Raw genomic sequence first — 26,544 nt, 5'->3', positions numbered from 1 at the left:
GGGCTACTCCACCCCCACGAGCAGCGGGTAGACCTGCTGACCGCCGTCGATGCGGACCACCTCGACCTCGGCGTGCTCCTTGGCCAGGCGCTCCTCCACGGCGTCGATGAAGGCCGGGTCGGCGTCCGCGCCCGACACCAGGGTGACGAGCTCGCCACCACCCGAGAGCAGCCGGTCGAGCACCTCGCCGGCCGTGTCCGCGAGGTTGTCGCCGATGAGCGCGACGTCGCCGCTGACGATGCCGAGGATGTCGCCGACCGAGACGGAGCCGGCCCAGGTGAGCACCTCGCGGGAGGCGATCGAGACGGCCCCGTGTCGGGTGGCGACGGCCGCGCTGGTCATGGAGATGGCGTTCTCGCGCAGCCCCTTGTCGAAGTCCACGACGGCGAGGGCGGCGAGGCCCTGGACGGCCGTGCGCGCTGGGACGATCGCCGTGACGACGCCGTCGTCCGTGGCTGCCCGGCAGGCGACCTCGGCCGCCATGAGGGTGTCCCTGTCGTTGGGCAGCACGACGACCGAGGCGGCGCCCGAGCGCCGGATGGCCTCGAGCAGCTGTCCCGCCGAGGCACGCGCCCCGGGTGAGCTGGGCACGACGACGGCGCCGGCCTCGGCCAGGATCGTGGCCATGCCGGGTCCGGCGGCGCACGCGATGACCGCGAACTGCTGGGGCTCGCGAGCGGCGATCTGGGTGGCGAAGTGGGTGACCTTGATCCGGTGCGGCCGGCCGGCCAGGATCCCGGCCTCGAGGGCGGCACCGACGTCGTCGACGTGCACGTGGACGTTCCAGAGGTCGGGTCCGCCGACGACGAGCAGCGAGTCACCCAGGCCGTCGAGGGCGGTGCGCATCATCGCCACCCGGCCGGCATCACTGTCGTCGAGCAGGAACATGACCTCGAAGGCCGGACCACCGGCTGCGGCTGTGGGCGCGTCGAAGGCGAGGGAGGCCGGGTCGCCCCCGGCTGCACCACCGTGCGGTGCCGCAGACGGGTCGCCGCCCGCGACGGGATCGGCCGTCCACGACGCGCGCGGCACCAGGTCGTCGCTGGCGCGGTGGAGCCGGCCGGCATCGCTCCAGTCCCCCGTGAGCACACGGTGCAGGGCCTCGATCATGAGCAGGCAGCCGGCTCCACCCGCGTCGACGACGCCGGCCCGGGCGAGGACGGGGAGCTGCTCCGGGGTTCGGTTGAGAGCCATCTCGGCAGCGGCGGCGGCCGCCCCCGCGACGTCCACCGCCCCGAGCCCGGCTTCGGCCGCCTCGCGCGCCGCCTGGGCGGCCGCGTCGGCGACGCTGAGGATCGTGCCCTCCTGAGGGTGGGCGACGCTTGCCCGGGCGAGCTCGGCGCCGCGGGTCACGGCCCGGGCCAGCGCGCCACCGTCGACCTCCGTGAGCTCCTCCTCGATGACCACGGCGCACATGCCGGCGACCAGCTGGCTCACGATGACGCCGGAGTTGCCCCTCGCGGACATCAGGAGCGCGCGGGACAGGTCCCGGGCCTCGACCACGAGCGACGCCGTCCCCAGCACTCCTTGGCTCGAGTGGAGCCGCTTGAGCTCGTCGATGGCGGTGTCCATCGTGAGATAGAGGTTGGTGCCGGTGTCCCCGTCAGGGACGGGATAGACGTTGAGGGCGTCGATCTCGGTGCGTCGGGCGGCGAAGGCCGCACGGGTCAGCGCTCCCCAGAGACGGGCTCCATCGGCATCGAGAACGGGGGGCACGATGGCAGGCTATCGGGCGCCCCCGACGCGTTTTGGAGCCACACCCGAACTCGGCTACGCTTTGACGGTTCCGCGTGAGCCCCCTCCGGGGCGGGCACCGGAATCCACTGACCTGAGACGACTGATCTGTCGTCTTGTTCGACACCTGACTCAAGGAGACCACCCGTGGCTGCCAACTGCGATGTCTGCGGCAAGGGACCCGGCTTCGGCCACAGCATTTCGCACTCGCACCGCCGCACCAAGCGTCGCTGGAACCCCAACATCCAGCGCGTGAAGGCTCTTGTCGGTGACAAGGGTGTGACCCCGAAGCGTCTCAACGTCTGCACCTCCTGCCTCAAGGCCGGCAAGGTCAAGCGCTGACCCCCTAGTCGTATCCCGAGAGGGCGCCGTCCACCCGGACGGCGCCCTCTCGCATGCTCATCTGCCGTGCTCCGGTATGCCGCTCAGCCGGCGAAGTGATCCCAGCCGGTCACGCTCGGGACGGCTCCACCGACCGTGAGCCGCGGCCCCTCCGGTCCCGCCTGCGCGACCACGCCGATGACGGTCCAAGGGGCACGTGCATCGTCCGGGACGGAGCCTGGGGCGAAGGTCGCGAGCAACGAGTGCTCCTCCCCCCCGGACAGCACCTGACGCCAGCCGGCGTCACCGCCCAGGACCAGCTCGACCGGCCCCGTGAGGAAGTGCTCGCGCATCGCGGACTCGTCGAGGACCAGCTCCACGCCGCTCGCGGTGGCGATCCGTCCACCATCGCGGACGAGCCCGTCGGAGAGGTCGATCATCGACGTCGCGCCGGCCCCGGCGGCGACGGGGCCGGCCTCCCAGGGCGGGCGTGGCGAGCGGTGGAACCACATGAGCAGAGAGGTCGCCAGCTCCAGCGACCCGAGGTGCGCTCCGTCGGCCCCGTGCCCGATCGGGTCCGGGGTCCCCGACTCGTAGAGCGCGAGGCCGGCGCCGGACCAGCCGAGTGATCCCGACACCGCGACGACGTCGCCGGGTCGGGCGCCGGAGCGCAGCACCGGCGCCCGACCCTCGAGGTCGCCGAACGCCGTCACCGCCACGAGGACCGTCCCGGCGGGCGCCGAGGAGAGGTCACCGCCGACGACGGGCGCCGCCGCGTCCTCGGCGGCGTCCGCGATGCCTCGCGTGAGGTCGATGACCCAGTCGAGGTCGGTCTCGGGGTCGGCGGCCACGGACACGAGCAGCCCGGTCGGGACCGCGCCCATGGCGGCGACGTCGGCGACGTTCTGCGCGACGACCTTGACGCCGACGTCGTGCCCGCTGGACCAGTCGTCGCGCCAGTCCCTCCCCCGCACCATCGAGTCGGTGGTGACGACCACGGAGCCCCCGGTGGTGAGCACGGCGGCGTCGTCGCCCGGCGGCACGAGCACCCCCACACTGGCGAAGGGGCTCTCACCGAACATCGGGATGATCCGGGCGAGCAGCTCGGACTCGCTCACCGAACCGATCGTCGTGTGCACGCTCACCAACCCACCTCCTGACCACCCGAGACTTGCGGACGGTCCGCACGGTACCGTGCAGACCACCGTCGCCTCGGCGACGGTCGACCAAGACCCAGCAGGACTCAGACGGAGCCGGCGCACCGAGCCTCTCCCCGACAGTGAGGTGACACCCAGTGGTCCAGGCCTACATCCTGATTCAGACCGAAGTCGGTCGCGCAGCAGCCGTGGCGACCGCGATCGCGGCGATCCCGGGAGTGGCCCTCGCCGAGGACGTCACCGGCCCGTACGACTGCATCGCCCGGGTTGAGGCCGAGACGGTCGACGAGCTCGGCAAGCTCGTCATCGCCAAGATCCAGGAGGTCGAGGGCATCACCCGCACCCTCACCTGCACGGTGGTTCACGTCTGACGGTGCCATCACGGAGACGTTCGAGGACGGCGGTGGCGCTCGGCGCCACCGCCGTCCTCATGCTGTCCGGGTGTTCGTCTGCCGTCGAGATCGAGCCCGCTCCCCTGGCGGACGGTGAGGTATGCCGTGCGGTCGCCTCCGCGTGGCCGGCGGACGTGGGTGACCAGGCACGACGTGACGTGTCGGACGCGAGCGCCGGTGCGGCATACGGGGATCCAGCCATCATCGCCCGGTGCGGTGTCCCGCCGCTGGGACCGACCACGGACGACTGCATCGAGGTCGACGGCATGGGGTGGGTCGCCCAGCAGCTCAGCGACGGGACCCGGTTCACCACCTTCGGGCGGGACCCGGCGATCGAGGTGCTCATCCCGAGCGACTACGCACCGGAGCCGCTGCTCCTGCCGGCCTTCACGGCCGCCGCGGAGAGGCTTCCGAGGAACTCCTTGGCCTGCAGCTGATCAGCGCAGGCCGACGCGGCGCTCCATCGCGAGAGCGATGAGCTCGTCGATGAGCTCCGGATAGGCAAGCCCGGCAGCGGCCCACATCCGCGGATACATCGAGCTCGGCGTGAAGCCGGGCATCGTGTTGATCTCGTTGATGATGACGTCGCCGGTCTCGGTGAGGAAGAAGTCGCAGCGAGCCAGCCCTTCGCACCCCGCTGCCGTGAACGCCCTGACCGCCATCTCGGCGATCTGCTCGGCGACCTCGGGGGAGACGTCAGCCGGTGCCTCCAGCCGGATGTCGTCGGTCGCGAGGTACTTGGCCTCGAAGTCGTAGAAGGCGTGGTTCTGGACGACGATGCACTCCCCCATCGGGCTCGTGCGCGGCTCGTCGGTGCCGTGACCGTCGAGGACGCCGCACTCGATCTCCCGGCCCACGACGCCCTGCTCGACGACGACCTTGGGGTCGTGCTCACGAGCGGCCTCGACGGCGGCGCGCAGCCCCTCGGGTGAGTCGACCTTGCTGATCCCCATGCTCGACCCGGCGCGGGCCGGCTTGACGAAGACGGGGAAGGTGAGAGCCCCGACCGCGTCCAGCGCCGCCTCCGGGTCGCGCAGCCACTCTCGGTCGGTGATCACGGTGTAGGGGCCGACGGGCAGACCGGCCGCCGCGAAGACGACCTTCATCATGTGCTTGTCCATCATCACGGCGGAGGCCGTGACCCCGGACCCGACGTAGCGCACGTCGGCGAGGTCGAGCATCCCCTGGAGGGTGCCGTCCTCGCCGAAGGGGCCGTGGAGCAGCGGGAAGACGACGTCGACCTCGCTGAGCTCGCGCGGGGCCGCGCCGGGCTCGTGGACGATGAGGTGTCGAGCGGTCGCACCCGTGGGCACGAGCACGCTCGGGCCGCTCGCGTCGACCTCGGGGATGTGCGTCGCCGTCAGACGCAACGGCTCGGGGTCGTTGGGCGCCAGCACCCAGCTGCCGTCCTTGGCGATCCCGATCGGGATGACGTCGTAGCGCTCCGGGTCGAGCGCCGACATGACGCTCGCGGCCGTCGCGCAGGACACGGCGTGCTCGGAGGAACGCCCCCCGAAGACCAGCGCGACGCGCAGTCGGCGAGGCGCGTCAGGCGCACCAGCAGGGCTCGGGCTCTCGGACGGCGCCCCGGTCGGCGTGATCTCGGTGTTCATCGCCAGCGACCCTATCCCGGTGGGGTGGGCACACGGCATACGCTCGCCTGCGTGGATCCCGATGAGCTGAGCCCCGCCACCCGAGTCGTCTCGCTGGGACGCGTCCCGCGCGAGCCCGGCGCGCAGGTCGGCGCCCCCCTGACCCTGACCTCCACCTATCACGCGGACGGTGGCACGAGCTATGGGCGAGTGGGCAACCCGACGTGGACGGCCTTCGAGGAGGCGCTCGGGTCGCTCGAGGGCGGCGAGTCGCTCGTCTTCGCCTCGGGGATGGCCGCCGTGGCCGCGGCGCTCTCGCTGGTGCCCCACAGGGGACGCGTCGTCGTGCCGACAGCGGCCTACAACGGCACCCTCGTGACGCTCGCCGACCGCGCCGACGCAGGCGAGGTGGAGGTCACCCACGTCGACATCACCGACACCGGCGCGGTCGTCGCGGCGCTCGACGGCGCCCGGATGCTCTGGATCGAGTCACCCACCAACCCCCTCCTCGAGGTCGCCGAGGTGGCGGCCCTGTCCCGGGCGGCACGCGACCGGGATGTGCTCGTCGTCGTCGACAACACGTTCGCGACACCCCTGCTCCAGCAGCCGCTCGCGGCGGGAGCAGACGTCGTCGTGCACTCGGCGACGAAGTACCTGTCCGGTCACAGCGACCTCCTGCTCGGCGCGACCGTGACGGCTGCCACCGAGCGGGGTCGTGCCCTCCATGAACGCATCCGGCGCCACCGGCAGCTGCACGGCGCCATCGCCGGCCCGATGGAGACCTGGCTCGCGCTGCGCGGGCTGCGGACCCTCTCGGTGAGGCTCGAGCGGGCGTGCGCCAACGCTGCGGTCCTCGCCGAGCGACTCGCGCAGCACCCCGGTGTCGACCGGATGCGCTACCCCGGCTTCGGGGCGATGGTCGCCATCGATGTCTCGGGCGACGCAGAGGCTGCCGAGAGGGTTGCCGCGGCGACCCGGCTCTGGGTCCATGCCACGAGCCTCGGCGGGGTCGAGAGCCAGATCGAGCGTCGCCGACGCCAGCCGGGCGAGCCCGAGGTCGTGCCCGAGAACCTGCTGCGCCTCTCGGTGGGCATCGAGGACGTCGACGACCTGTGGCGGGACCTCGACGCGGCGCTGGGCGCGATCTAGGCGGTCTCGGCCTTGCGCGGTCGCGACAGCAGGGCCCCGACGACGTCCTGGGCCGACTTGCCCTCGGTGATCATCGCGTTGACCTGCTCGATGATCGGCACGTCGACGCCATGGTGGCGGGCGAGGTCGAGGATCGAGGTGCACGACTTCACACCCTCCGCCGTCTGGTTCGTCACCGCGACCACCTCGTCGACGGTCATGCCCTGACCGAGGCGGACGCCGAAGCTGTGGTTGCGCGACAGCGGCGACATGCAGGTCGCGATGAGGTCGCCCACGCCCGCCAGCCCCGCGAAGGTCACCGCCTCGCCACCCAGCGCCAACCCGAGGCGGGTGGTCTCGGCGAGGCCGCGGGTGATGATCGAGGACTTGGAGTTGTCGCCCATGCCGAGGCCCTCGGCCATCCCGACGGCGAGGGCGATGACGTTCTTGGTCGCACCGGCGATCTCGGTGCCGACGACGTCCGTGCCGGTGTATGGGCGGAAGTATGCCGCGGCGCACGCGTCCGCGACCCGCTGCGCCACCCGTTCGTCGGCCGCCGCGACGACGCTGGCCGCCGGTTGCTTCACGGCGATCTCCCGGGCGAGGTTGGGCCCCGAGACCACGACGATCCGACCGGGGTCGACACCGCCCGCGTCGGCGATCACCTCACTCATGCGCTTCGTCGTCCCGAGCTCCACCCCCTTCATCAACGAGACGATGGCCGCGTCACCAGGCAGGGTCGCACCCCAGACCTCGAGGTTGGCCCGCAGCGTCTGCGAGGGCACGGCGAGCACGACGATGTCAGCGCCAGCAGCAGCCTCCTGGGGGTCGTTCGTGGCCGAGACACGTTGCGACAGGCGAAGTTCGGGCAGGTACTCGTCGTTGCAGCCGGCGTTGATCGCGTCGACCACCTCGCCGCGGCGGCCCCACATCCTCACGTCGGTGCCGGCATCCGCGAGGACTGCCGCGAAGGCCGTCCCCCAGCTACCGGTTCCGAACACAGCTGCGGTGCTCACGCGTCGTCCTCCACTTCGTCGGGGTCGTCCGGGTCGTCGTCGGCCCATTGTGGGGGCTGTTCGCGTTCCCGCGGGCCGGAACGCTCGGTCGGGGTGGCTGCGCGAGGGCGTCCGGTGACCGTCAGCCCCTGCTCGCGAGGGTCGAACCGTGCGCCCGGAGCCGGCTCGGCGCGAAGGACTTCGAGCTCGCGGGTGAGGGCGGCCATGACGCGCTCGGTCGCCTCGGCGAGGACCTCGGCGGTCACGGGGAGGTCGTAGAGGTCGGACAGGTCAACCGGTGCGCCCGCCCGCACCTTCATCGTGTGTCGTGGCAGGACACTGGGGCTCCGCCCGTAGGGAGCGAGGATCTCCTGGGCTCCCCACTGCGCGACCGGGATGACCGGGCACCGGGTTGCGAGGGCGATCCTCGCCGCACCGGTCTTGCCGCGCATCGGCCACAGGTCTGGCTGCCTCGTGATCGTCCCTTCGGGATAGATGGCGATGCACTTCCCCTCGCGGACGGCGTCGACCGCCGCTCGGTAGGCGTCCGAGGCCTCCCCCGTCTCTCGGTAGACGGGGATCTGCTCGGCACCACGAACGATGGCTCCGATGACCGGGATCCGGAAGACCTCGACCTTGCCGAGGAAGTGCGGCACGACCCCGGCGTCGTTGAGGAAGTGGGCGAGGACGAAGGGGTCGAGGTGCGAGATGTGGTTCGACACCGCGACGAACCCGCGATCGCGCGGGAGGTTCTCGGCTCCCGACCAGTTCCGTCGGGTGAGCGACATGAGGAGTGGTCGAAGGACGCTGACCGCGAACCGGTATGCCGGTGGGGAGTGGCGTGGTCCGAACCTCATGCAGTCCTTTTCGTCTCGTCCACCGCGACGGGCCTGCGGCACGGGTCTGGGCACATCCTCGTCGGCGCCGGGGGCGATGTCGAGCAGGTTGGGGTCGCGTTGGAGGATCAGGACATGGAGTCGCCGCGTGAGACCGACTGGCACGTCGTCGTCCCCGTCAAGGGGGGGCTGACCGCGAAGTCCCGACTGCGTCGACAGGTCGACGACGAGGCGTTGGTCACCGCCATCATCCACGACACCCTCGACGTGGTCGCACGCGTCGTGACCCCGGCCCGGGTGGTGGTCGTGACGGCCGATCCCGGGGAGGCGGCCCACGCACGGTCAACAGGTCTGGTCGTCGTCAGCGACCCCGGTGGAGGGCTCAACGCCGCCTGCCGGGCCGGCTTCCGTAGCCTGCGCCGCCGCGGCATCGGGCCCGTCGCGATCCTCCTCGGCGACCACCCCGCCCTCACGGACGACGAGCTGTCGACCGCTCTCGCCGCGGGTGCCGACCTCGCAACCTTCTTCGTTCCCGATGCCGATGGTCTGGGCACGGCCCTCGTCGGCTCCACGGTGGCTGCCGAGCTCGATCTCGCCTTCGGACCGGGCAGCGCCGACCGGCACGCGTCCCTTGGTCACGTGCGCCTCGATCTCGACCTTCCCGGGCTGCGCCACGACGTGGATGACGAGGTCTCGCTGCGCCACGCAGCGGACCACCTCACGCTGGGCCCGCGCACACTGCGCGCGCTCGAGCGATAGCGTCAGGGCGTGCAGGCAAGCATCCACACCTTCGCCGAGGACGGCTCGGGCTCAGCGCTGCTCGACGACGGGCAGGTCGTGTCATGGGGCGCTGAGGTCTTCGGCCACACTGCCCTGCGCCACGTGCGGGTGGGCCAACGCGTCAGCGTCGAGGTCGAGGGCGCCGACGTGACCCGCCTGTGGATCGTGGGGATCGGCGAGGGCGAAGTCATCCGCTGAGCAGCACCTCCCGTGCCGCGACACCGGGCACGAGAGACAGGGCCGACGCCCGAGGCGCCGACCCTGTCCGAGTGCATGACGCGCGAACGCGCCAGCGGTCACTTCTTCCTGGCGGGCGCCTTCTTGGCCGGAGCCTTCTTGGCGGGCGCCTTCTTGGCCACGGTCTTCGTCGCGGTCTTCTTGGCAGCGCTCTTGGTGGCCGTGGTCTTCTTGGCCGGAGCAGCCTTGGTCGTCGCCTTCTTCGCAGCCGCCTTGGCCGGAGCGGCCTTGGTCGTGGCCTTCTTGGCCGGAGTGGCCTTGGTCGTCGTCTTCTTCGCAGCCGCCTTGGCCGGAGCGGCCTTGGTGGTGGCCGTGGTCCTCTTGGCCGGAGTGGCCTTGGTCGTCGTCTTCTTCGCGGCAGCCCTGGCAGGAGCGGCCTTGGTCGCGGCCTTCTTGGCGGGGGTCGCCTTGGCCACGACCGATGCCGTGCCGGCGCTGGCCCGCTGGGCGGCCGGGGACGCCTTGGGCAGTGCGGACGGCTTCTTCACGTACGTCTTGAAGGCAGCGCCTGCCCGGAAGCGCGGGGCCTTGGACTTCGGGATGCGGACGCTGGCACCGGAGTGCGGGTTGCGGCCGGTGCGTGCTGCACGCTCCACCCGGTCGAAGGTGCCGAAGCCGGTGATGCCGACCTTGCCACCCTTGGTGACCTCACGAACGATCGTGTCGAGGACCGCATCGAGGGCCTCCGTCGCTGCCTTGCGGCTGCCGAGACGCTTCTCGAGCTCCCGGACGAGTTCTCCCTTGTTCACTGTCTCTCCATCGAGTGTGCCGCCGGGACATCCCGACGAGGTGTGTGGCCAGGCGATCACCTGGCTGGTCACGACGTTAGGCCGCCCACCGCGTAGAGTCCATCACCTCTCGCACGCTTTCCGTTGTCGCACAATGCCTTTCGGGCCCAAGACCCGGAGCGACAGGTCCGGCTCGCCGACACAGCGGACGCTCGCCGCACTCATCAGGCTGGCGTGAGTTCCATTGCGGGACAACGACTTCAGGCTGGGTCGACGACCGTGAGCTCTGACTAGCCCGCGCTACCTCGTCGGGGTGGCAAGTCACACCAGTCACTTCAGCCACACGGTGGACGCGTCGGCCGAGGGTACGAACTGCCCACTCGCACACGGCGTGTCGCGTGGAGAATGCCTCAGATCGTGACCGGCTTCCACGCCGGGCGAGTGCGCTCGTATGCCGTGATGTCGCCTTCGTGCCGAAGCGTCAGCGAGATGTCGTCCAGACCCTCGAGCAGGCGCCAGCGGGTGTACTCGTCGACCTCGAAGGCCGCGACGAGCTCACCGGCAGTGATCGTGCGCGAGACGAGGTCGACGACGACCGCGGTCCCGGGCTCGTTCTCGAGGAGCTTCCAGAGCAGCTCGACGTCGTCCTGGCTGCACTGGGCCGTGAGGAGCCCGGCCTTGCCGCTGTTGCCGCGGAAGATGTCGGCGAAGCGCGAGGAGATGACGACGCGGAAGCCGTAGTTCATGAGCGCCCAGACCGCGTGTTCGCGCGAGCTGCCCGTCCCGAAGTCGGGACCGGCCACGAGAACCGAGCCCGCGGCATACGTCGGGTCGTTGAGGATGAAGGTCTCATCCTTGCGCCAGGCCGAGAACAGCCCGTCCTCGAAGCCGGACTTCGTCACGCGCTTGAGGTACTCGGCAGGGATGATCTGGTCGGTGTCGACGTTGCTGCGGCGCAGCGGGACGCCGGTGCCGGTGTGGGTGGTGAAGGCTTCCATGTCAGGCCTCCTGGGCGGCGGGGCCGGCCGGCGACGTCGCGAGCTGCTCGAGGTCGGACGGGCTGGAGAGGGTGCCCCGCACCGCGGTGGCCGCGGCGACGAGAGGGCTGACGAGGTGGGTGCGTCCGCCCTTGCCCTGGCGGCCCTCGAAGTTGCGGTTGGACGTCGACGCGCTGCGCTCCCCGGGCGCGAGCTTGTCGGGGTTCATGGCCAGACACATGGAGCAGCCGGGGAGGCGCCACTCGGCGCCTGCCTGCGTGAAGATGTCGTCAAGCCCTTCGGCCTCGGCCTGGAGACGCACCCTGGCCGAACCCGGGACGACGAGCATGCGCACACCGTCAGCCACCTGTCGCCCCTGCACGACCGACGCGGCGGCACGCAGGTCCTCGATGCGGCCGTTGGTGCACGAGCCGACGAACACCGTGTCGACGGCGATCCTGCGCAGCGGTGTGCCGGGCACGAGTCCCATGTACTCGAGGGCACGCTCGGCGGACTGCCGCTCCGTGTCGTCCATCATCGACGGGTCCGGGACGCTGTCACCGAGCGGCGCGCCCTGTCCTGGGTTGGTGCCCCAGGTGACGAAGGGGGTGAGAGAAGCGGCGTCGAGGATGACCTCGTTGTCGAACTCGGCGTCGTCGTCGGTCCGCAGCTGCCGCCAGCTCGCGACCGCAGCATCCCAGTCGGCGCCCGTCGGGGCGTGGTCGCGGCCCTCGAGGTAGGCGAACGTGGTCTCGTCCGGCGCGATCATGCCCGCTCGGGCACCGGCCTCGATCGACATGTTGCAGACGGTCATCCGCGCCTCCATGGACAGCGCCCGGACCGCGCTGCCGCGGAACTCGAGGACGTGGCCCTGGCCACCACCGGTGCCGATCTTGGCGATGACGGCGAGGACGATGTCCTTGGCGGTGACTCCGGGCTGGAGCTCACCCTCGACGGTGATCGCCATGGTCCGGAACGGCTTGAGCGGCAGGGTCTGCGTGGCGAGGACGTGCTCGACCTCGGAGGTGCCGATCCCGAAGGCCAGCGCGCCGAACGCGCCGTGCGTCGACGTGTGGCTGTCTCCGCACACGACGGTCATGCCGGGCTGGGTCAGGCCGAGCTGGGGGCCGACGACGTGGACGATGCCCTGCTCGACATCCCCCATGGGATAGAGCCGGATCCCGAACTCCTCGCAGTTGCTGCGGAGGGTCTGGACCTGGGTGAGGCTGATCGGGTCGGTGATGGGCCCGGGCGTCGTGGGGACGTTGTGGTCCTCGGTGGCGAGGGTGAGGTCGGGGCGACGCACGGGCCGCCCGGACAGGCGCAACCCGTCGAAGGCCTGCGGACTGGTGACCTCGTGCAGCAGGTGAAGGTCGATGTAGAGGAGGTCCGGTTCGCCCTCACCACGACGCACGACGTGCGCCTCCCACACCTTCTCTGCCAGGGTCTTCCCCACGGCCAACACCTCCACGAAAACGGGTCTGTGGCGCCGCCCCGCACAGGCCGGCGCCATCGCTCCCACCGAGATTGGCACGCCGTCCGCACCGTGGGACTTGCGTCTCACCGCTTGGGACGGCAGTATCAAGACATGGACAACACCAGCGGGGTGGGCGTTCTCGACAAGGCGGCCATCGTCTTGAGCGCACTCGAAGCAGGCCCCTCGACCCTCGCCCAGCTCGTCACCGCCACTGGGCTCGCGCGCCCGACGGCGCACCGGCTCGCGGTCGCCCTCGAGCACCACCGCCTCGTCGGCCGTGACATGCAGGGTCGCTTCGTGCTCGGCCCGCGGCTCGGCGAGCTCGCGGCCGCTGCCGGCGAGGACCGCCTCCTGGCCGCCGCCGGACCGGTGCTCGGCGCCCTGCGCGACCACACCAACGAGAGCGCGCAGCTGTTCCGTCGGCAGGGTGAGCACCGCATCTGCGTGTCGGCCGCCGAGCGCCCCGTGGGCCTGCGCGACTCGATCCCCATCGGCGCCAGCCTCACGATGCTTGCCGGGTCGGCAGCCCAGATCCTGCTCGCCTGGGAGGAGCCGGACCGGCTGCACCGCGGCCTGCAGGGGGCAGCCTTCAACGCGACCACCCTCTCCGGCGTGCGCCGCCGCGGTTGGGCCCAGAGCGTCGGCGAACGCGAGGCAGGAGTCGCCTCGGTCTCGGCCCCGGTGCGCTCCCCCTCCGGCCGAGTCATCGCCGCCGTCTCGATCTCGGGCCCGATCGAGCGCCTGTCCCGTCAGCCGGGTCGCCTCCACGCGGCGACCGTCATCGCCGGCGCGAACAAGCTGACCGAGGTGCTCGCCCGTCACGCGAAGACGGCGGAGGAGCAGCACTCCGCCTGAGCGCCGGGCTTCACCCGACTTCGTGGCACCTCACCCTGGTTGGCATCCGGGGTCGCGCGGCCCCATGGCGGGTCACCCGATGATGCGGCTGGGCGACGAGAGGCGTCGACCCGGCTGAACGCGGAAGTCCCCGTCACCTGGAGGTGACGGGGACTTCGTGCTGGTAGCCCCGACGGGATTCGAACCCGCGCTAACGCCGTGAGAGGGCGCCGTGCTAGGCCGCTACACAACGGGGCCCTAGCTGTGCTGCCGAGGCAAGCCCCGAACAGCGGGTGAAAGACTACCGCAAAGCGGTCGTTCCTTCGAATTGGCCCTTGCCACAGGGGCATTGGCCTTGCTGGGGTACCAGGACTCGAACCTAGAATGACGGTACCAGAAACCGTAGTGTTGCCGATTACACCATACCCCAAGGGGGTATCACCGTTGCTTTGGCCCGAGGACCTCACTCACCGGTGAACCGAGGAGTGATACTACCGGCCGCCTCCTCCACTCCCAAATCGGCTGGATCCCGCGAGGTCGTCCCCGACTGCAAGCTTCCTCGCGAGCTGGTCAGAGCGAGTCGCGCAGCGCCTGCAGACGGGTCAGGCTCGAGGACTTGCCGAGGATCTCCATCGACTCGAAGAGCGGCGGGCTGATCCGCGCACCCGAGACGGCCGTGCGCAAGGGACCGAACGCGAACTTCGGCTTGATGCCGAGACCCTCGACGATCGACTCACGGAGTGCGGCTTCGATCGCGGCAGCGTTCCAGCCGCTCTGCGTGCCCAGCACCCCGTCGCCGTGGTCGTCGATGTCACCCAGAGCGGCCAGGGCCGCGTCCAGCACCTGTGCGGCGTCGTCCTTGAGCTGCCCTCGGGCGTCCTCGGCGATCTCGAGAGCGTCGTCGGGGACGAAGAAGGGGCGGACGAGGGCAGACGCCTCGGTGAGGTGCGCGATGCGTGTCTGGATCAGCTCGGCCACTGCCTTGAGCCGGCCGAGCTCACCGAGCGACGGGTTGCCCGAGAGCACCTCGTCGCGCTCCAGGAACGGCAGGAGGCGGGACGTGAAGTCGCCCAGCTCGAGCTCACGGATGTGGACACCGTTGAGCCAGTCGAGCTTCTTGAGGTCGAAGATCGGCCCGACGGGGTTGACCTTCCTCCAGTCGAAGCCGTCGCTGAACTCGCTGAACGTGAAGACCTCACGCTCCGTGCCGTCCTCCTCGAGGATCGGCGGATAGGCCAGGAGGGCAAGGAAGTTCACGAGCGCCTCGGGGAGGTAGCCCTCCTCCCGGAACCACGTGAGACGGGCCGCGGGGTTCTTGCGCTTGGAGATCTTGGACTTGTCGGTGTTGCGCAGCAGGGGCATGTGCGCGAACTTCGGCGGCTCCAGTCCGAGCCACTGGTAGAGCAGCACGTGCTTGGGCGTGGAGCTGATCCACTCCTCCCCGCGCACGACGTGGGTGATGCCCATCTCGTGGTCGTCGACGACGACGGCGAGGTGGTAGGTCGGGAAGCCGTCGGCCTTGAGGATGACCTGGTCGTCGGGACGCGGCGCCGACACGGTGCCGCGGATGAGGTCGTCGAAGGTCAGCGGCGCGTCCTCCGGGATGAGCATCCGCACGACCGGGTCCTTCTCGCTGAAGCCGGGCAGCTCGGCGCGCTCCTCGCGGCTCTTGCCGAGGCACAGCCGGTCGTAGCCGGTGGGCTGCTTGGTCTTCTGCTGCACCTCGCGCATCTGCGTGAGCCGCTCCCCCGAGCAGTAGCAGTGGTAGGCCTTGCCGTCGGCGAGCAGCCGCTCGACGTAGGGCCTGTAGGTGTCGAGCCGCTCGCTCTGGCGGTAGGGCGCGAACGGACCGCCGACGTCGGGGCCCTCGTCCCAGGTCAGCCCCAGCCAGTGAAGCGTGTCGTAGACCTGCTGCTCGCTGTCGGCCTGGAAGCGTGCCCGGTCGGTGTCCTCGATGCGGAGGAGGAAGCGCCCACCCTGCTGCCGCGCGAAGGCGAGGTTGAACAGGGACATGTAGGCCGTGCCGACGTGGGGATCGCCCGTCGGTGACGGGGCGACACGGAGTCGGGGGCTGCTGGCTGCTGGGGTGGGCTGTTCGCTCATGATGCCCCGATTCTAGGGACTCCCCTGCGGCGCGCCCTCGAGGCGGTCGCGCCGCGAAGCCAGCCACGCACGTTCGGCGGGGTTCTCCGTGCTCGCGATGGCGGCGGCATACGCGCGGCCTGCGTCGTCCGTCCGTCCCAGGCGGCGCAGCAGGTCTGCACGCGTCGCGTGCCAGGGCGCGTATGCCGTGAGCTCCAGTCCGTCGACGACGGCCAGGGCGACCTGTGGTCCGTCGAGCTCCGCGACGGCAACGGCCCGGTTGAGCGCGACGATCGGTGAGGGGCGCACGTGCATGAGCTGGTCGTAGAGCGCGGCCACCTGGCCCCAGTCGGTGAGAGAGGCGTCGAGCGCGTCCGTGTGGACGGCCTGGATGGCGGCCTGGATCTGGTAGGCGCCGGGAGCGTTGCGGCGCAGGCAGTCGCGAACGAGCGCGTGCCCCTCGTCGATGAGGTCTGCGTCCCAGAGGGTGCGGTCCTGGTCGTCGAGCGTGACCAGACGTCCGTCGGCGGCGATGCGGGCCGGACGTCGTGCCTGGCTGAGCAACATGAGGGCGAGCAATCCGTCGACCTCGGGCGGCGACCCGATGCCCGCGGCGATCGAGCGGACCGCCCGGGTGAGTCGGATGGCCTCCTCGGCGAGGTCCTGGCGGTCGGCGTTGTCGGCGGTCGAGCTGAGGTAGCCCTCGTTGTAGACGAGGTAGAGGACCGCGAGCACCCCGTCGAGGCGCTCGACGAGGTCGTGCTCCTCGGGGAGGCGATAGGGGATGCGGGCCTTGGCGATCTTGGCCTTGGCCCGGGTGATGCGCTGGGCCATGGTCGTCTCGGGGACGAGGAAGGCGTTGGCGATCTCGGCGACGGTGAGGCCACCGAGCAGGCGCAGGGTGAGCGCGACGCGGGCCGGCTCGGCCAGCGCGGGGTGGCAGCACGTGAAGATGAGGCGGAGACGGTCGTCCGAGACCGGACCGGTCGGCTCGGGGAGCGTGTCGTCGGTGATCATGGCGGCCTCTGCGTACTTCTCGTCGCGGACCTTCTCGCGGCGCAGGTGATCCAGCGCCTTGCGGGCGGCCGTCGTCGTGAGCCACCCGGCCGGGTTGGGCGGCACTCCGTCGCGCGGCCACCGCTCGAGCGCGATGACGATGGCTTCACCGAGGGCGTCCTCGGCGAGGTCGATGTCGCCGAAGCGACGGATGAGTCCGGCGACGACCCGGCCGTACTCGGCGCGGACGACGTCGGCGACGGCGTCCGCACCGAGGGCGGCAGCAGGGTCGGGGGCGCTCACTCGCGGACGATCAGGCCTCGCCGGCGAAGGGGCGGACCTCGACGGCTCCCCCACAGGCGGCCGAACCCTCCTTCGCCCACTGCAGCGCCTCGTCGAGGTCGGCTGCCTCGATGACCCAGAAGCCGCCGAGGAACTCCTTGGCCTCGGAGTAGGGCCCGTCGGTGACGGTCGGGCGCTCGCCGGTGGCGTCCACGACGGTGGCCGTCGTGATCGGCTCGAGGCCGCCGGCGAAGACCCACTTGCCGGCGTCACGCACCTTCTGGTTGAACGTCTCGACGTCCGCGAACATCTTCTGCACGACCTCGTCCGGGGGCATCTCGTCGTCGACGGAGCCGGGGACGGAAAGCATGTACTGCGTCATGGTGGTTCTCCTCTGCGAAGCGACCGGCCGCCCTCACTGGCGCCCTGCGGTGTCGTTCATCCTCTCCACGAACGGGTCGTCATGGATACGACACCTCCGCCAAGACTTCTTCAGACGTCGTCGTGAGGCGTGCGCGCCATCCGTTCAGCGGCGTCCAACTGCTCCCTGAGATCGTCCACGATCTGCGAGCAGAAGGCTCCGAGGGCCACGACCACCCCGAGCGTGGCCATGGCCCACGCGAGCGCGTTGGTGGACTTGTTACCGAGGACCAGCGCCGCCAGCACCAGGCCGAACCCCCAGGACATCTGGACGCCGAACGGGAAGATCTTCATGCGCCGAGTCTGTCAGCGCGCGCGACGGGGCGCTCGTCAATCAGCGTCGACGAAGGGGTTGGCCAGGGTGCCGATCTGGTCGATCTCGATCTCGACGCGCTGACCCGCCACGACTTGGCCGACGCCCGCCGGCGTGCCCGTGAGGATGACGTCGCCCGGCAGGAGCGTGAACGCCTGCGAGGCATGGGCGATGAGCTCGGCCACTCCGTGGACCATGTCGGAGGTGGATCCGTCCTGGACGACGTCGCCATCAAGGGTCGTGCGGATCCGGCAGGCCGACGGGTCGAGGCTGGTCTCGATCCACGGCCCGAGCGGGCAGAACGTGTCGAGGCCCTTGGCCCGCGCCCACTGCCCGTCGCCGCGTTGGAGGTCGCGCGCGGTGACGTCGTTGGCGACGGTGTAGCCGAAGACGGTCGCGAGGGCCTGGTCGGCCGGCACGTCCTTGGTGACGCGGCCGATGACCACGGCCAGCTCCCCCTCGTAGCTCACCTCCTGGGTGAACCCGGGGATGACGACGGGGTCACCTGGGCCGACGACGGCGGTGTTGGGGATGAGGAACATCAGCGGCGTGGACGGAGCCTCGCCACCCATCTCCTTGGCGTGGTCGGCGTAGTTCCTGCCGATGCCGATGACCTTGCTGCGCGGGATGACGGGCGCGAGGAGGCGCACGTCGGCGACGAGGTGGGTGGCGCCGGTCAGCTCGATCTTCGTGTAGAGCGGGTCGCCCGTGATCTCGGCGATCTTCTCGCCGGCCCCGTCGACCAAGCCGTAGACCGGGTCCTCACCTGTCGTAAATCTCGCGATGCGCACGCGCTCACTCTAGTTCGGCGCCGCGGGCTCGCCTCACCCGAGGCGCGCGGCCACCGTCTCGGCGAGGACGGCATACCCGGCGTCGTTGGCATGGATGTCGTTCCTCGTGCACATCCAGGTCCAGGCACAGATCGTCGCGACGTTCGTCGGGATCATCCCGTATGCCGTGGCGACCGGAGTGCTGTCCGCGGACCTGAACGCGGTGGCCACGTCCGCGACGTCGGCTCCGACGGTCGCCGACGATCGAGCGACGGCGCCGTTGAGCAGCGTCTGCAGGAAGCCTGAGACTGCGGCGACCTGCTGGCCGGCCGGACCGGTGAGCCACGCGGCGAGGAAGGGGTTGTAGTAGTTGAGGACGATGATCTCGGTGTCTGGACCGGTGGCGGCGCGCAGCTGGCCGAGGGTCTCGGTGAGGTTGCGCTCCACGGTGGCGACAGCGGCCAGGGCACAGGCGACATCGATGCTCGGGCGCGCGCACGGGGTGACGTCGTTGGCGCCGATGTCGATCGTCACGAGGTCGACCTTGCCCTTGTGCGCCTTGAGGAACTCGACCCCCTCGGCGAGCTGGCTGCCCGCTTCATAGGCGCAGCGGTCGGTGCCCATGAGGGACGTGGTCGTCGCACCGGAGCACGAGATGTTGCGGAGCCTGGCCTTGGGTGCGGTGTCCTGCAACGCATCCAGCACTCCTCCGACGTAGCCACCTGCCCGGTCGTCACCCACGCCCGGCTGGTAGCCGGCAGCGAGCGAGTCGCCCAGGGCGAGGTACCAGCTCGTCGCCGTGTCCGCTCCCTGGCCGGGTCCGGCGATGGCCGCCGACGGCGCCACGAGGGCGAAGATCGAAGCAATGACAAGGGTGAGGACTCGACGCACGACATCAGCTCCAAGGAAGTCACGGACCGCGGCGCTGCGGACCTCGTCGGATCGTCGCACAGGGATCTGTCACTCGGGAGGAGGTCGGGCGAACTCGCTCGCCTACGCTGGTCCGGTCATGACTGCTGCCACCCCACCGTCAGAGGTCCCCACGCTCGTGGACCTCCGGACGTGGTCGGCACTCGAGACCGCGCACCAGGAACGGGTCGATGCCGCCACGGTGGGTCATCGCCTGCGCCGAAGTCTCGGCGTGCCCCACCCGATCGAGGACTTCCTCTTCAGCTACTACTCGACGAAGCCGGCCCAGCTGCGGCGCTGGCACCCCGGGGTGGGCGTGCGGCTCGAGGGAGCCGCGTTGCTGGATCGAGCATCGTGGAAGCACTATCGCGTCGTCGGGGACGCGGTGGAGGTCGACGTGGGGTCGTTCGTGGCCGCCCGCGGTCGCGCGGTCGACTTCATCCGTCGGCTCCTCTCCTCCACGGCCAGCCGTCCGGCCCGCCTGGGGTGCTTCGGCCTCCACGAGTGGGCGATGGTCTACCGCGCACGAGAGGGGGACGTGCGGCACGAGCAGGTGCCGTTGAGGCTCACCCAGGGCGAGACCGACGAGGTCGTCGAACGCCACCAGATCACCTGCAGCCACTTCGATGCGTTCCGCTTCTTCACTCCGGATGCCCTGTCCCGCAATGCCATCCAGCCCAGCCGCGAGTCCCAGGTGGAGCTCGAGCAACCGGGCTGTCTGCACGCCGGCATGGACGTGTACAAGTGGGCGACCAAGCTGACCCCCCTGGTGCCGAGCGACCTCACGATGGACTGCTTCGACCTCGCCATGGAGATCCGCCTGCTCGACATGCAGGCCTCGCCCTATGACCTCGCGGCCTACGACGTCGAGCCGGTGAGGATCGAGACGGCGGCTGGCAAGGCGGCATACGTGGGGCGTCAGCGGGCGTTCGCCGAGCGCTCCAACGTCCTTCGTGAGCGGCTGCTCACGGTCCTGGAACCCCTCGCCATCCCGGTCGACCAGGTCTGAGGGCCCCCGGGAGTCACTCCGGCGGGACGCGGCCGCGACCGGACTTCACGTTGCCACGACGCTTCTTGGCGTCGAGGCGGCGGCGTTGCGAGCCGCGCGTGGGTCGGGTGGGGCGACGTGCCGGCGGTGGAGGAGCCAGGGCATCGCGGAGCAGGTTCGCGAGTCGCTCCCGGGCGGCGGCGCGGTTGCGCAGCTGCGACCGGTACTCGGACGCGGCCACGACGAGTCGCCCCTGCACGAGGCTCGGCTGCAGCACCTCGAGGACGCGCTCGATCTGCGTCGGTGTGAGCGAGCTGGACGCGGCTGGGTCGAAGGTGAGCTCGACACGGCTGTCCGTCGTGTTGACGCCCTGACCACCGGGTCCGGACGACCGGCTGAACCTCTCGACGAGCTCGGCGCCGTCGATGACGAGCCCGCTCGGCATTCCCGGCCCCGATCGGACGACGAGGTCCCCCACTCCGGTGCTCACAACAGCGGCGCTGCCCGGACGGCAGTGAGCTCGGCCATGACCTCGTCGTCCACGGGCAGGTCGCTCTCCAGGAAGCCGAGCCCCGCGTACATCGCCTTTGCCGCGACGTTGTCGGGTCGGTAGGACAGGCGCACGGCGTTGGTGTCGGGCCGCCGCAGGAGCCAGCGGACGAGCGTCACCATGGCCGCTCGGCCCACGCCCCTCCCCTGCTCCTGCGCGTCGACGATCAGGCCACCGATCCAGGGCAGCTGGTCGTCGTCGTCCCACCCCCACATGACGTGACCGACGATCGCCCCGTCCGCGTCGACACCCAGCGACTGCCAGACCTCCTCACGCTCCGAGAGGAGGAGGTAGCGCGCTGCAGTCGCGGCCACGTGGTCGCGCTGGTCGTCACGCGGTGCCACGTCGGCGATGTCACGCCAGTTGGCATCGGTGACACCGACCAACGTGACCCGTCGACCAGCACCGTCATCGACGCCCTCGTCGACGACGTGCCCTGCGCCCAGTGCCTCAACGTCGCTCGTCACCACGCCATCATCGGCGCGAGGCAGCGGCGGTGTCGAGCACGTCTGCCTCGTCAGGAGCTGGACGCTCCTTGAGTGGTCGACCGCCGGCATCGTCAGCGAGCAGGCACGCCGGCCCGGAGCAGCCCGTAGGTCACGCTCTCGACGAGGGCCATCCAGCTCGCCTCGAGGATGTTGGGGGCGACGCCGATGGTCTCCCAGGTCGTCTCGCCGTCGCTCGTCTCGATGAGCACCCGCGTCACGGCATCGGTGCCATGGGCGGCGTCGAGGATGCGCACCCGGTAGTCGATGAGCTCGAGGTGCTCGATCTCTGGGTATGCCGTGGCAAGAGCGAGCCGCAGTGCGTGGTCGAGTGCGTTGACCGGACCGTTGCCCTCACCGGTGCGCAGCACCCGCTTGCCTCCCGCGGTGAGCTTGACGGTGGCCTCGGAGAGGGCGTCGCCCACGGTCTGGGAGTCGGTGATGACCCGCCACGACTCGATGTCGAAGAACGTCGGCAGGGCGCCCTCGACCTCACGCCGCAGCAGCAGCTCGAAGCTCGCGTCGGCGGCGTCGAAGGTGTAGCCGCGCATCTCGAGATCCTTGACCTTGGCGAGGACCCTCTTGACGAGAGCGCTGTCTGCCTCGTCCTCGGGGTCGAGCTCGAGCCCGAGCTCACGCGACTTGAGCTCGATCGAGGCACGACCGGCCATGTCGGAGATGAGCATCCGCATGTCGTTGCCGACGTGCTTGGGGTCGAGGTGCTGGTAGAGGTCGGGGTCGACCTTGATCGCGCTGGCGTGCAGTCCCGCCTTGTGCGCGAACGCGCTGGCGCCGGTGTAGGGCTGGCGCGAGTACGCGGGCACGTTGGTGATCTCGCTGATCGCGTGGCTGATCCGGGTGGACTCCTGGAGCAGGTGCGGGTCCATGACCTCACGCCCCTCCTTGAGCTGGAGGTTGGCGACGACCGTGACGAGGTTGGCGTTGCCGGTGCGCTCCCCGTAGCCGTTGATCGTGCCCTGGACGTGGGTCGCTCCGGCATCGACGGCCGCCATGGAGTTGGCGACGGCGCAGCCGGTGTCGTTGTGGCAGTGGATCCCGAGCCGGGCGGCGCCATCGGCGCCGGCCCTCCCCAGCTCACCGAGGCCCAGAGCGGCGGTGACGTCCTTGACGACGTCCCAGACCTGGCCGGGCAGCATGCCGCCGTTGGTGTCACACAGGGCCACCACTTCCGCGCCCGACTCGAGGGCCGCCTGCAGGGCCTCGATCGCGTAGGCACGGTCCACGGCATACCCGTCGAAGAAGTGCTCCGCGTCCAGGAAGACGCGCCGCCCCTCCCCACGCAGGAACGACACGGTGTCGCGGATCATCTCGAGGTTCTCGCCCGGCGTCGTGCGCAGCGCCCGTTCGACATGGCCGACGTGCGACTTCGCGACGAGGGTGACGACCGGCGCCTGGCTGTCGAGCAGGGCGCGCACGAGTGGGTCCGACGCCGCCTTGCCGCCGACTCGGCGCGTCGCACCGAAGGCGGCGAGCGTGGCGTTCTTGAAGGTGAGCTCGGTGGCGGCCCGGGCGAAGAACTCCGTGTCCTTGGGGTTCGCACCGGGCCAGCCACCTTCGATGAAGCCGACACCGAGGTCGTCGAGGTGCGACGCGATCGTGAGCTTGTCCGCCACGGACAGGTTGAGGCCCTCCTGCTGGGCACCATCACGCAGGGTGGTGTCGTAGACGTGCAGGTCACTCATGCGTGTCTCGCCTCGATCGTCTCTCGTGCGTCGGCTTCGTCAAACGTGTGTCCCAAGTGTCGCTGTCGACCTGCGCTGCTGCTCGAGCGGCCGGGGGTGTGGCGGCCGAGCCCTTTGTCCGGCCGACCTGGTGCACCGTCGTCGACCCAACAAAAAGACCCCCCGGGTAGGGAGGTCTGCGCGACGAACTTCTGCGTTCGTCGCGCTAGTCGATAATGACGGTGGCGGTGGCCACGGACTGGAGGGTCACGGGGAGAGACTGACACGAGCGACCAGCATCCGGGAAGGCCTGTCCACATCGCGGTCGCCCGAGCTTCTCTCCTGGTATGCCGTCCCCGGCCCTGCGTCGCTAGGCTCGTCTCCCATGGGAGAGACGTTGCACCTCACCGCCGTCCTCGAGTCGCACGGGGGCCCAGCGGGCGCATTCGAGCTCACCGACGAGCAGGTCGCGGCGCTCGGCGACGGCGCCAGGACCTTCCCGGTCATCGTGACGATCAACGGCACCGCGGTCCCGCTCCGGCTCGCACGCATGGGCGGCAAGAACCTCGTCGGCTTCAGCAAGGCGAGCCGGTCTGCTGCCGGGATCGAGATCGACGACGAGGTGACGTTCGACATCACCGCCGACCTCGCCCCGCGCACCGTCGAGGTGCCTGACGACCTGGCCGCGGCCCTCGCCGCCGACCCTGCCGTGGCGGAGGCCTTTGCTGCGATGGCCTTTTCGCACCGCAAGGAGTACGTCCGCTGGGTGAGCGAGGCCAAACGCGAGAACACGCGAGCCGACCGGATCGCCAAGGCCGTCGAGATGGTGCGCGAGGGCAGGACCCGCTGACCGTCAGCCGGTGCGCCGACGGCCCACGCTCTCGTGTGACGCCGTGCCGTCGAGTCGGGCGCGGTCGGCAGCGGCTCGACCGACGTGCCACCCCTCGGCATCGCGAACGGCCTGGGCTCTCCGGCGGGTGAGCGTGGGGAACCACTCGCTGACGGTGTGCTCGACCCTCTCGGTCCGCGCCGCCATGAGCGGGACGAGCTCCTGCCCTCTCGTACTGGCTTCCGTCACCGCCGACTCCATCTCGGCGGCCGCGACCAGGGCCAGGCGCTCCCCGATCCGGTGGGCGTAGGCCGTGAGGAAGGACGACCGGAAGGCCCTGGTCCTGCTGCGTCCGCGGTGGTCCGCGCGCGAGCCCTCGGCCATCATCGCGGTGTTGGCCTGGACGAGCAGGGAGGTGAAGAGCAGCTCGACGGCGCCGAGGTCGGACTCGAAGCCGACCACGGTGCCGAAGCCCAGTTCTCGCGTCCACACCATGCGGCACCGGTTGGCCGACGCGACCGCGGTGAGCAGGGTGGCCTTCGGACCGTCATAGGGCGTGTCGATCCCGATCCGCCGACCTTGTGGTCCGCCATCGACCGCGCCTCCCTCCTCGCTCTCGGCAACGAGTGCTGCGTCGATGCTGTGCCGAGCCATCAGCGCTTGCGCACCCGCCGTGAAGGTCTCGGCCTCTGCAGCGAAGCCCGTCGACTCGGCCTTGGCGAGGAGCAGGCGAACCCGCTCGAGGATCCGCGAGTCCACGTCGACCGGCTGACCAGAGGCGGACGCCTTGGCGGCGTCAGCCGCGGACGGACGGTACGCACCCGGCGCCGACGTGAGGCGCTCGATGGCCGGGACCCACTGGAGCAGGTGCATGGCCGTCAGTGCCCGCGCGATGAGGCTCAGCCAGTCGGCCCCACGCTGGCGGTGGGCGTCCAGCCATGTCTGCGGTCGCGGCCACCAGACACCGCCTCCGAGCGCGTGGAGCTGGGCCATGAAGACCGGGTCGACCGTCGCCGGGGCATAGCGGTCGAGCTCGTCGGACATCGCGTCGAGGACGAGTGCCTGTTCGTCGGTCGTGAGTCGCCGCACCGCCATCCGATGGAGGTCGGAGGGCTGCCACCCGCGCTGCCAGGCACCGGCCGTCGCATCGCGCAGACCCACGACGAGTGCGCTGACGACCGTGCGCGAACCCTGCGCCGTGGCGCACCGCTGCGCCAGCTCCACCGTGACGTCGTCGAAGGTGCGAGTGCGTTGGAGGTTCAGCGACCGGATGGCCAGGTCGACAAGTTCCGCCTCGGTCGTGGTGCTGCTCATGGACTCCCCCGCTGACGACGTGTGAGCGCCCAGCATGGCATCGGTGACCGACCCGCCAGGTACGCCGGAACGCGGCTGTGGACAACGGCATACGTCGGCCCTCAACTGTGGACGACGTGTCAACGCATCATTGACATCGCATGAGCGTCAACCTAAGGTTGACGCATGGCAAGGACACGGGGACTACGGACCACCAAGGCCACCGACCTGACGACCGGCACGCTCTGCGTGCTGCTGGGCTCGCTCACCGTGATGCTTTCGCGGGGACGGGACGGCTTCGACAAGGGCCTGTTCACCGGAGCCACCGTCGCGCTCATGCTCCTTGGCGCCTACCTCTTGTGCTCGGCCATCCGGGCCCGCCACGACGCCCCTCGCGAGGTCGAAGGTGAGAGCCACGGCGACGACGACCTCTGGTTGCCCAGCCGTGACAAGCACTGAGAGCGTCGGCGACCAGGGGCGCAGCACCGCCCTCGTCGACGCCATCGGTGCCGCCATCCTCGCGTCAGCGCCCGGCGACGACCCGCTCGTGCTGGTCCGCCAGGCGGCATCGGCCGACGTGACGGTCCGAGAGCTCCTCCAGCAGGCGGTCGGAGCCGCCCGTGCGAGTGGCCACAGCTGGGCCGCCATCGGGACCGAGCTCGGCATGAGCCGACAGGCGGTCCAGCAGCGCTTCGGGGGCAGCCCGGCCGGGGACCCGACCTCCGCGGAGCAGCGCTGGCTCGGCCCGGTCACCGCCTTCGACGAGATGGCCGAGCTCGAGATCGCCGGCCGGCGCGGATGGCGCACCGTCCGCGCCGGCATGCTGCGCCACCTCGTGGTCCACACCCCGACGCAGTGGGAGCACAAACGCGTCGTGTGGACCGGGTCGCTCAAGAGGTACGAGAAGGGCGGATGGGTCGTGGGGTGTCGCGCCCTGCCGTGGATCTACCTCGTGCGCGACACCGGCCTCCCCGCTGAAGGCACACCAGGTCAGGAGAGCGCAGGAACGCCGAGCGTGAGGTAGGCGAAGCCGAAGGCGTTGCGGTAGCCGTGCAGCCACCGCCTCCGGTGCTCATCGGCGCGAGATCGCACCGCAGCGTCGTCATGGTGGACGAGCCACTCCTCGAGGTCGGCGAGATAGCCGGACTCGAAGGCGAACAGCTCGTCCTCGTTGGCCGTCTCGATCCACAGAGGTCGCAGGCCCGCCTCGACCGCCACGTCGACGAGCCCGGCGACCGAGGGCAGAGCCACGAGGTCGTCCCACACGAGCTCGGGCTCGACCGGACCCCGCACCTCCCACGTGCCTTCTCCGAGGACGAGCCGACCGCCCGGACGCACCAGCTTCCTCAGCCCGACCAAAGCCTCTGCCGCCGTGTCGCCGAAGGCGTGGGACGAGCCGATGCAGATGACGACATCGGCCGGCTCGGTCAGCTGGTCACCCGGCCTGTTCTCGAACCTCACCCTGTCCGCGACCGCGAGCTCCACCGCCCGGCTCCGGGCCCGCTCGAGGTGGCGCTCCTCCGTGTCCACCCCGAGGGCACTCACCTCCGGACAGGCGGCGCCCACCCGGACGAGGAGCTCACCCCAACCGCAGCCGACGTCGAGGACCGTGGACGGTGCGGCGGCCGCCAGCCGCCCGACGAGGGCGTCGGCCCGCGCTTCGGACAGCGGTGCGTTGAAGGTCAGGTGCTCATAGAAACCGAGGGCGTCAGTCACCCGGCGAGTCAACCAGCGCCGCCCGCACCGCGCGACCGGGT

At 70.5% G+C, this 26,544-nt stretch carries 30 protein-coding genes and 2 tRNA genes; 11 read left to right on the top strand and 21 right to left on the bottom strand.

The features are described from left to right. Positions 1-3: 3 nt before the first annotated feature. On the bottom strand, positions 4-1,716 hold the full coding sequence (locus tag ACFQW8_RS13920) for a DAK2 domain-containing protein (RefSeq protein ID WP_380088258.1): 1,713 nt from the start codon (positions 1,714-1,716) through the stop codon (positions 4-6). Positions 1,717-1,881: 165 nt separating this feature from the next. On the opposite strand from ACFQW8_RS13920, the gene rpmB reads away from it, so the two are divergent. Continuing rightward, entirely contained in the window at positions 1,882-2,076 is a 195-nt protein-coding gene (gene rpmB / locus ACFQW8_RS13915; protein ID WP_009778186.1) for a 50S ribosomal protein L28, read from the top strand. 83 nt (positions 2,077-2,159) lie between these two features. Here the strand turns inward: rpmB and thiL are convergent, their stop codons facing one another. Continuing rightward, entirely contained in the window at positions 2,160-3,200 is a 1,041-nt protein-coding gene (thiL, locus tag ACFQW8_RS13910; RefSeq protein ID WP_380088257.1) for a thiamine-phosphate kinase, read from the bottom strand. Positions 3,201-3,349: 149 nt separating this feature from the next. On the opposite strand from thiL, the gene ACFQW8_RS13905 reads away from it, so the two are divergent. Then, positions 3,350-3,583: an Lrp/AsnC ligand binding domain-containing protein gene (locus ACFQW8_RS13905; protein ID WP_009778184.1), complete on the top strand. Its 234-nt coding sequence runs from the start codon at positions 3,350-3,352 to the stop codon at positions 3,581-3,583. A 32-nt stretch (positions 3,584-3,615) separates the two neighbouring features. Beyond that, complete coding sequence (locus ACFQW8_RS13900; RefSeq protein ID WP_380088256.1) at positions 3,616-4,041, top strand: DUF3515 family protein; 426 nt, start codon at positions 3,616-3,618, stop codon at positions 4,039-4,041. Here ACFQW8_RS13900 and ACFQW8_RS13895 read toward each other — a convergent pair whose 3' ends face one another. Further along, complete coding sequence (locus ACFQW8_RS13895) at positions 4,042-5,217, bottom strand: D-alanine--D-alanine ligase family protein (RefSeq protein ID WP_380088255.1); 1,176 nt, start codon at positions 5,215-5,217, stop codon at positions 4,042-4,044. It abuts the gene before it with no gap. 51 nt (positions 5,218-5,268) lie between these two features. Between ACFQW8_RS13895 and ACFQW8_RS13890 the strand changes: the two genes are divergently transcribed. Next, entirely contained in the window at positions 5,269-6,345 is a 1,077-nt protein-coding gene (locus ACFQW8_RS13890) for a trans-sulfuration enzyme family protein (RefSeq protein ID WP_380088254.1), read from the top strand. Here ACFQW8_RS13890 and ACFQW8_RS13885 read toward each other — a convergent pair. After that, positions 6,342-7,340 (bottom strand): NAD(P)H-dependent glycerol-3-phosphate dehydrogenase, encoded by a 999-nt coding sequence (locus tag ACFQW8_RS13885; protein ID WP_380088253.1) that lies wholly within the window; start codon positions 7,338-7,340, stop codon positions 6,342-6,344. The two genes, ACFQW8_RS13890 and ACFQW8_RS13885, sit on opposite strands and share 4 nt — an antisense overlap. Beyond that, on the bottom strand, positions 7,337-8,176 hold the full coding sequence (locus ACFQW8_RS13880) for a lysophospholipid acyltransferase family protein (protein WP_380088251.1): 840 nt from the start codon (positions 8,174-8,176) through the stop codon (positions 7,337-7,339). Before ACFQW8_RS13880 ends, ACFQW8_RS13885 begins: the two co-directional genes overlap by 4 nt. Positions 8,177-8,290: 114 nt before the next feature. Between ACFQW8_RS13880 and cofC the strand changes: the two genes are divergently transcribed. Together cofC and ACFQW8_RS13870 are read left to right on the top strand one after the other, a co-directional pair. Continuing rightward, positions 8,291-8,914: a 2-phospho-L-lactate guanylyltransferase gene (cofC, locus tag ACFQW8_RS13875; protein ID WP_380088249.1), complete on the top strand. Its 624-nt coding sequence runs from the start codon at positions 8,291-8,293 to the stop codon at positions 8,912-8,914. A 9-nt stretch (positions 8,915-8,923) separates the two neighbouring features. Then, positions 8,924-9,133, top strand: a complete 210-nt coding sequence (locus ACFQW8_RS13870; RefSeq protein WP_380088247.1) for a hypothetical protein — start codon at positions 8,924-8,926, stop codon at positions 9,131-9,133. A gap of 98 nt (positions 9,134-9,231) precedes the next feature. Here ACFQW8_RS13870 and ACFQW8_RS13865 read toward each other — a convergent pair whose 3' ends face one another. The 3 genes from ACFQW8_RS13865 to leuC form a co-directional block, all read right to left on the bottom strand. After that, positions 9,232-9,921: an HU family DNA-binding protein gene (locus ACFQW8_RS13865; RefSeq protein WP_380088246.1), complete on the bottom strand. Its 690-nt coding sequence runs from the start codon at positions 9,919-9,921 to the stop codon at positions 9,232-9,234. A gap of 389 nt (positions 9,922-10,310) precedes the next feature. After that, positions 10,311-10,898: a 3-isopropylmalate dehydratase small subunit gene (gene leuD / locus ACFQW8_RS13860; RefSeq protein WP_380088245.1), complete on the bottom strand. Its 588-nt coding sequence runs from the start codon at positions 10,896-10,898 to the stop codon at positions 10,311-10,313. A gap of 1 nt (position 10,899) precedes the next feature. Further along, positions 10,900-12,333 carry a 3-isopropylmalate dehydratase large subunit gene (gene leuC, locus ACFQW8_RS13855; protein ID WP_380088243.1) on the bottom strand — a complete coding sequence of 478 codons (1,434 nt, stop codon included), beginning with the start codon at positions 12,331-12,333 and terminating at the stop codon, positions 10,900-10,902. A gap of 132 nt (positions 12,334-12,465) precedes the next feature. Here leuC and ACFQW8_RS13850 point away from each other — a divergent pair, with 132 nt between their 5' ends. Beyond that, positions 12,466-13,209 carry an IclR family transcriptional regulator gene (locus ACFQW8_RS13850; RefSeq protein ID WP_009778172.1) on the top strand — a complete coding sequence of 248 codons (744 nt, stop codon included), beginning with the start codon at positions 12,466-12,468 and terminating at the stop codon, positions 13,207-13,209. 161 nt (positions 13,210-13,370) lie between these two features. Here the strand turns inward: ACFQW8_RS13850 and ACFQW8_RS13845 are convergent. The 8 genes from ACFQW8_RS13845 to ACFQW8_RS13810 form a co-directional block, all read right to left on the bottom strand. Next, positions 13,371-13,446 (bottom strand) — tRNA-Glu (locus tag ACFQW8_RS13845). A gap of 100 nt (positions 13,447-13,546) precedes the next feature. Then, positions 13,547-13,618 (bottom strand) — tRNA-Gln (locus tag ACFQW8_RS13840). 140 nt (positions 13,619-13,758) lie between these two features. Beyond that, a complete protein-coding gene (gene gltX, locus ACFQW8_RS13835; RefSeq protein ID WP_380088241.1) occupies positions 13,759-15,291 on the bottom strand; it encodes a glutamate--tRNA ligase in 1,533 nt (510 codons plus the stop codon). A gap of 12 nt (positions 15,292-15,303) precedes the next feature. Then, entirely contained in the window at positions 15,304-16,569 is a 1,266-nt protein-coding gene (locus tag ACFQW8_RS13830) for an RNA polymerase sigma factor (RefSeq protein WP_380088239.1), read from the bottom strand. Positions 16,570-16,579: 10 nt separating this feature from the next. Further along, positions 16,580-16,930: a YciI family protein gene (locus ACFQW8_RS13825; RefSeq protein ID WP_380088237.1), complete on the bottom strand. Its 351-nt coding sequence runs from the start codon at positions 16,928-16,930 to the stop codon at positions 16,580-16,582. A 110-nt stretch (positions 16,931-17,040) separates the two neighbouring features. After that, a complete protein-coding gene (locus ACFQW8_RS13820) occupies positions 17,041-17,262 on the bottom strand; it encodes a hypothetical protein (protein WP_380088235.1) in 222 nt (73 codons plus the stop codon). 36 nt (positions 17,263-17,298) lie between these two features. Then, positions 17,299-18,072 (bottom strand): fumarylacetoacetate hydrolase family protein, encoded by a 774-nt coding sequence (locus tag ACFQW8_RS13815; RefSeq protein ID WP_380088233.1) that lies wholly within the window; start codon positions 18,070-18,072, stop codon positions 17,299-17,301. Between the two features lie 33 nt (positions 18,073-18,105). Beyond that, positions 18,106-19,002, bottom strand: a complete 897-nt coding sequence (locus ACFQW8_RS13810) for an SGNH/GDSL hydrolase family protein (RefSeq protein ID WP_380088231.1) — start codon at positions 19,000-19,002, stop codon at positions 18,106-18,108. Between the two features lie 58 nt (positions 19,003-19,060). On the opposite strand from ACFQW8_RS13810, the gene ACFQW8_RS13805 reads away from it, so the two are divergent. Further along, positions 19,061-19,969 carry a 3-methyladenine DNA glycosylase gene (locus tag ACFQW8_RS13805; protein ID WP_380088229.1) on the top strand — a complete coding sequence of 303 codons (909 nt, stop codon included), beginning with the start codon at positions 19,061-19,063 and terminating at the stop codon, positions 19,967-19,969. Between the two features lie 13 nt (positions 19,970-19,982). Here ACFQW8_RS13805 and arfB read toward each other — a convergent pair whose 3' ends face one another. The 3 genes from arfB to cimA all read right to left on the bottom strand — a co-directional run bounded on the left by arfB (position 19,983) and on the right by cimA (position 22,686). Then, positions 19,983-20,393 carry an alternative ribosome rescue aminoacyl-tRNA hydrolase ArfB gene (gene arfB / locus ACFQW8_RS13800; RefSeq protein ID WP_380088227.1) on the bottom strand — a complete coding sequence of 137 codons (411 nt, stop codon included), beginning with the start codon at positions 20,391-20,393 and terminating at the stop codon, positions 19,983-19,985. A 41-nt stretch (positions 20,394-20,434) separates the two neighbouring features. Then, a complete protein-coding gene (locus ACFQW8_RS13795; RefSeq protein ID WP_380088225.1) occupies positions 20,435-20,965 on the bottom strand; it encodes a GNAT family N-acetyltransferase in 531 nt (176 codons plus the stop codon). Between the two features lie 92 nt (positions 20,966-21,057). After that, positions 21,058-22,686 (bottom strand): citramalate synthase, encoded by a 1,629-nt coding sequence (gene cimA / locus ACFQW8_RS13790; protein WP_380088224.1) that lies wholly within the window; start codon positions 22,684-22,686, stop codon positions 21,058-21,060. Between the two features lie 364 nt (positions 22,687-23,050). Between cimA and ACFQW8_RS13785 the strand changes: the two genes are divergently transcribed. Next, entirely contained in the window at positions 23,051-23,515 is a 465-nt protein-coding gene (locus ACFQW8_RS13785) for a YdeI/OmpD-associated family protein (protein WP_380088222.1), read from the top strand. Positions 23,516-23,518: 3 nt separating this feature from the next. Here the strand turns inward: ACFQW8_RS13785 and ACFQW8_RS13780 are convergent, their stop codons facing one another. Then, positions 23,519-24,808 (bottom strand): DUF2786 domain-containing protein, encoded by a 1,290-nt coding sequence (locus ACFQW8_RS13780; protein ID WP_380088220.1) that lies wholly within the window; start codon positions 24,806-24,808, stop codon positions 23,519-23,521. 165 nt (positions 24,809-24,973) lie between these two features. Here ACFQW8_RS13780 and ACFQW8_RS13775 point away from each other — a divergent pair, with 165 nt between their 5' ends. Together ACFQW8_RS13775 and ACFQW8_RS13770 are read left to right on the top strand one after the other, a co-directional pair. Continuing rightward, on the top strand, positions 24,974-25,246 hold the full coding sequence (locus tag ACFQW8_RS13775) for a hypothetical protein (RefSeq protein WP_380088219.1): 273 nt from the start codon (positions 24,974-24,976) through the stop codon (positions 25,244-25,246). Next, a complete protein-coding gene (locus tag ACFQW8_RS13770) occupies positions 25,233-25,811 on the top strand; it encodes a hypothetical protein (protein ID WP_380088217.1) in 579 nt (192 codons plus the stop codon). Before ACFQW8_RS13775 ends, ACFQW8_RS13770 begins: the two co-directional genes overlap by 14 nt. On the opposite strand, the gene ACFQW8_RS13765 is transcribed toward ACFQW8_RS13770, so the two are convergent. Further along, complete coding sequence (locus tag ACFQW8_RS13765; RefSeq protein ID WP_380088215.1) at positions 25,778-26,503, bottom strand: SAM-dependent methyltransferase; 726 nt, start codon at positions 26,501-26,503, stop codon at positions 25,778-25,780. The genes ACFQW8_RS13770 and ACFQW8_RS13765 overlap by 34 nt on opposite strands. Positions 26,504-26,544 lie beyond the last annotated feature (41 nt).

Origin of the sequence: Knoellia altitudinis (assembly GCF_042666355.1) — a bacterium.
GTDB classification, from domain to species: domain Bacteria; phylum Actinomycetota; class Actinomycetes; order Actinomycetales; family Dermatophilaceae; genus Knoellia; species Knoellia altitudinis.
The sequence above is the reverse complement of the archived record's forward strand: the minus strand, read 5'-3'. Positions and strand labels throughout refer to the sequence as shown.

What these genes read in the sequence shown, in the direction of transcription:
- ACFQW8_RS13895 (WP_380088255.1), bottom strand. Translation starts at nt 5,217, where the DNA reads ATGAACACCGAGATCACGCCGACCGGGGCGCCGTCCGAGAGCCCGAGC.
- cofC (WP_380088249.1), top strand. Translation starts at nt 8,291, where the DNA reads ATGGAGTCGCCGCGTGAGACCGACTGGCACGTCGTCGTCCCCGTCAAG.
- ACFQW8_RS13825 (WP_380088237.1), bottom strand. Translation starts at nt 16,930, where the DNA reads ATGACGCAGTACATGCTTTCCGTCCCCGGCTCCGTCGACGACGAGATG.
- ACFQW8_RS13850 (WP_009778172.1), top strand. Translation starts at nt 12,466, where the DNA reads ATGGACAACACCAGCGGGGTGGGCGTTCTCGACAAGGCGGCCATCGTC.
- leuD (WP_380088245.1), bottom strand. Translation starts at nt 10,898, where the DNA reads ATGGAAGCCTTCACCACCCACACCGGCACCGGCGTCCCGCTGCGCCGC.
- ACFQW8_RS13820 (WP_380088235.1), bottom strand. Translation starts at nt 17,262, where the DNA reads ATGAAGATCTTCCCGTTCGGCGTCCAGATGTCCTGGGGGTTCGGCCTG.
- ACFQW8_RS13780 (WP_380088220.1), bottom strand. Translation starts at nt 24,808, where the DNA reads ATGAGCAGCACCACGACCGAGGCGGAACTTGTCGACCTGGCCATCCGG.
- gltX (WP_380088241.1), bottom strand. Translation starts at nt 15,291, where the DNA reads ATGAGCGAACAGCCCACCCCAGCAGCCAGCAGCCCCCGACTCCGTGTC.
- ACFQW8_RS13805 (WP_380088229.1), top strand. Translation starts at nt 19,061, where the DNA reads ATGACTGCTGCCACCCCACCGTCAGAGGTCCCCACGCTCGTGGACCTC.
- cimA (WP_380088224.1), bottom strand. Translation starts at nt 22,686, where the DNA reads ATGAGTGACCTGCACGTCTACGACACCACCCTGCGTGATGGTGCCCAG.
- ACFQW8_RS13775 (WP_380088219.1), top strand. Translation starts at nt 24,974, where the DNA reads ATGGCAAGGACACGGGGACTACGGACCACCAAGGCCACCGACCTGACG.
- ACFQW8_RS13785 (WP_380088222.1), top strand. Translation starts at nt 23,051, where the DNA reads ATGGGAGAGACGTTGCACCTCACCGCCGTCCTCGAGTCGCACGGGGGC.
- ACFQW8_RS13880 (WP_380088251.1), bottom strand. Translation starts at nt 8,176, where the DNA reads ATGAGGTTCGGACCACGCCACTCCCCACCGGCATACCGGTTCGCGGTC.
- arfB (WP_380088227.1), bottom strand. Translation starts at nt 20,393, where the DNA reads ATGCCGAGCGGGCTCGTCATCGACGGCGCCGAGCTCGTCGAGAGGTTC.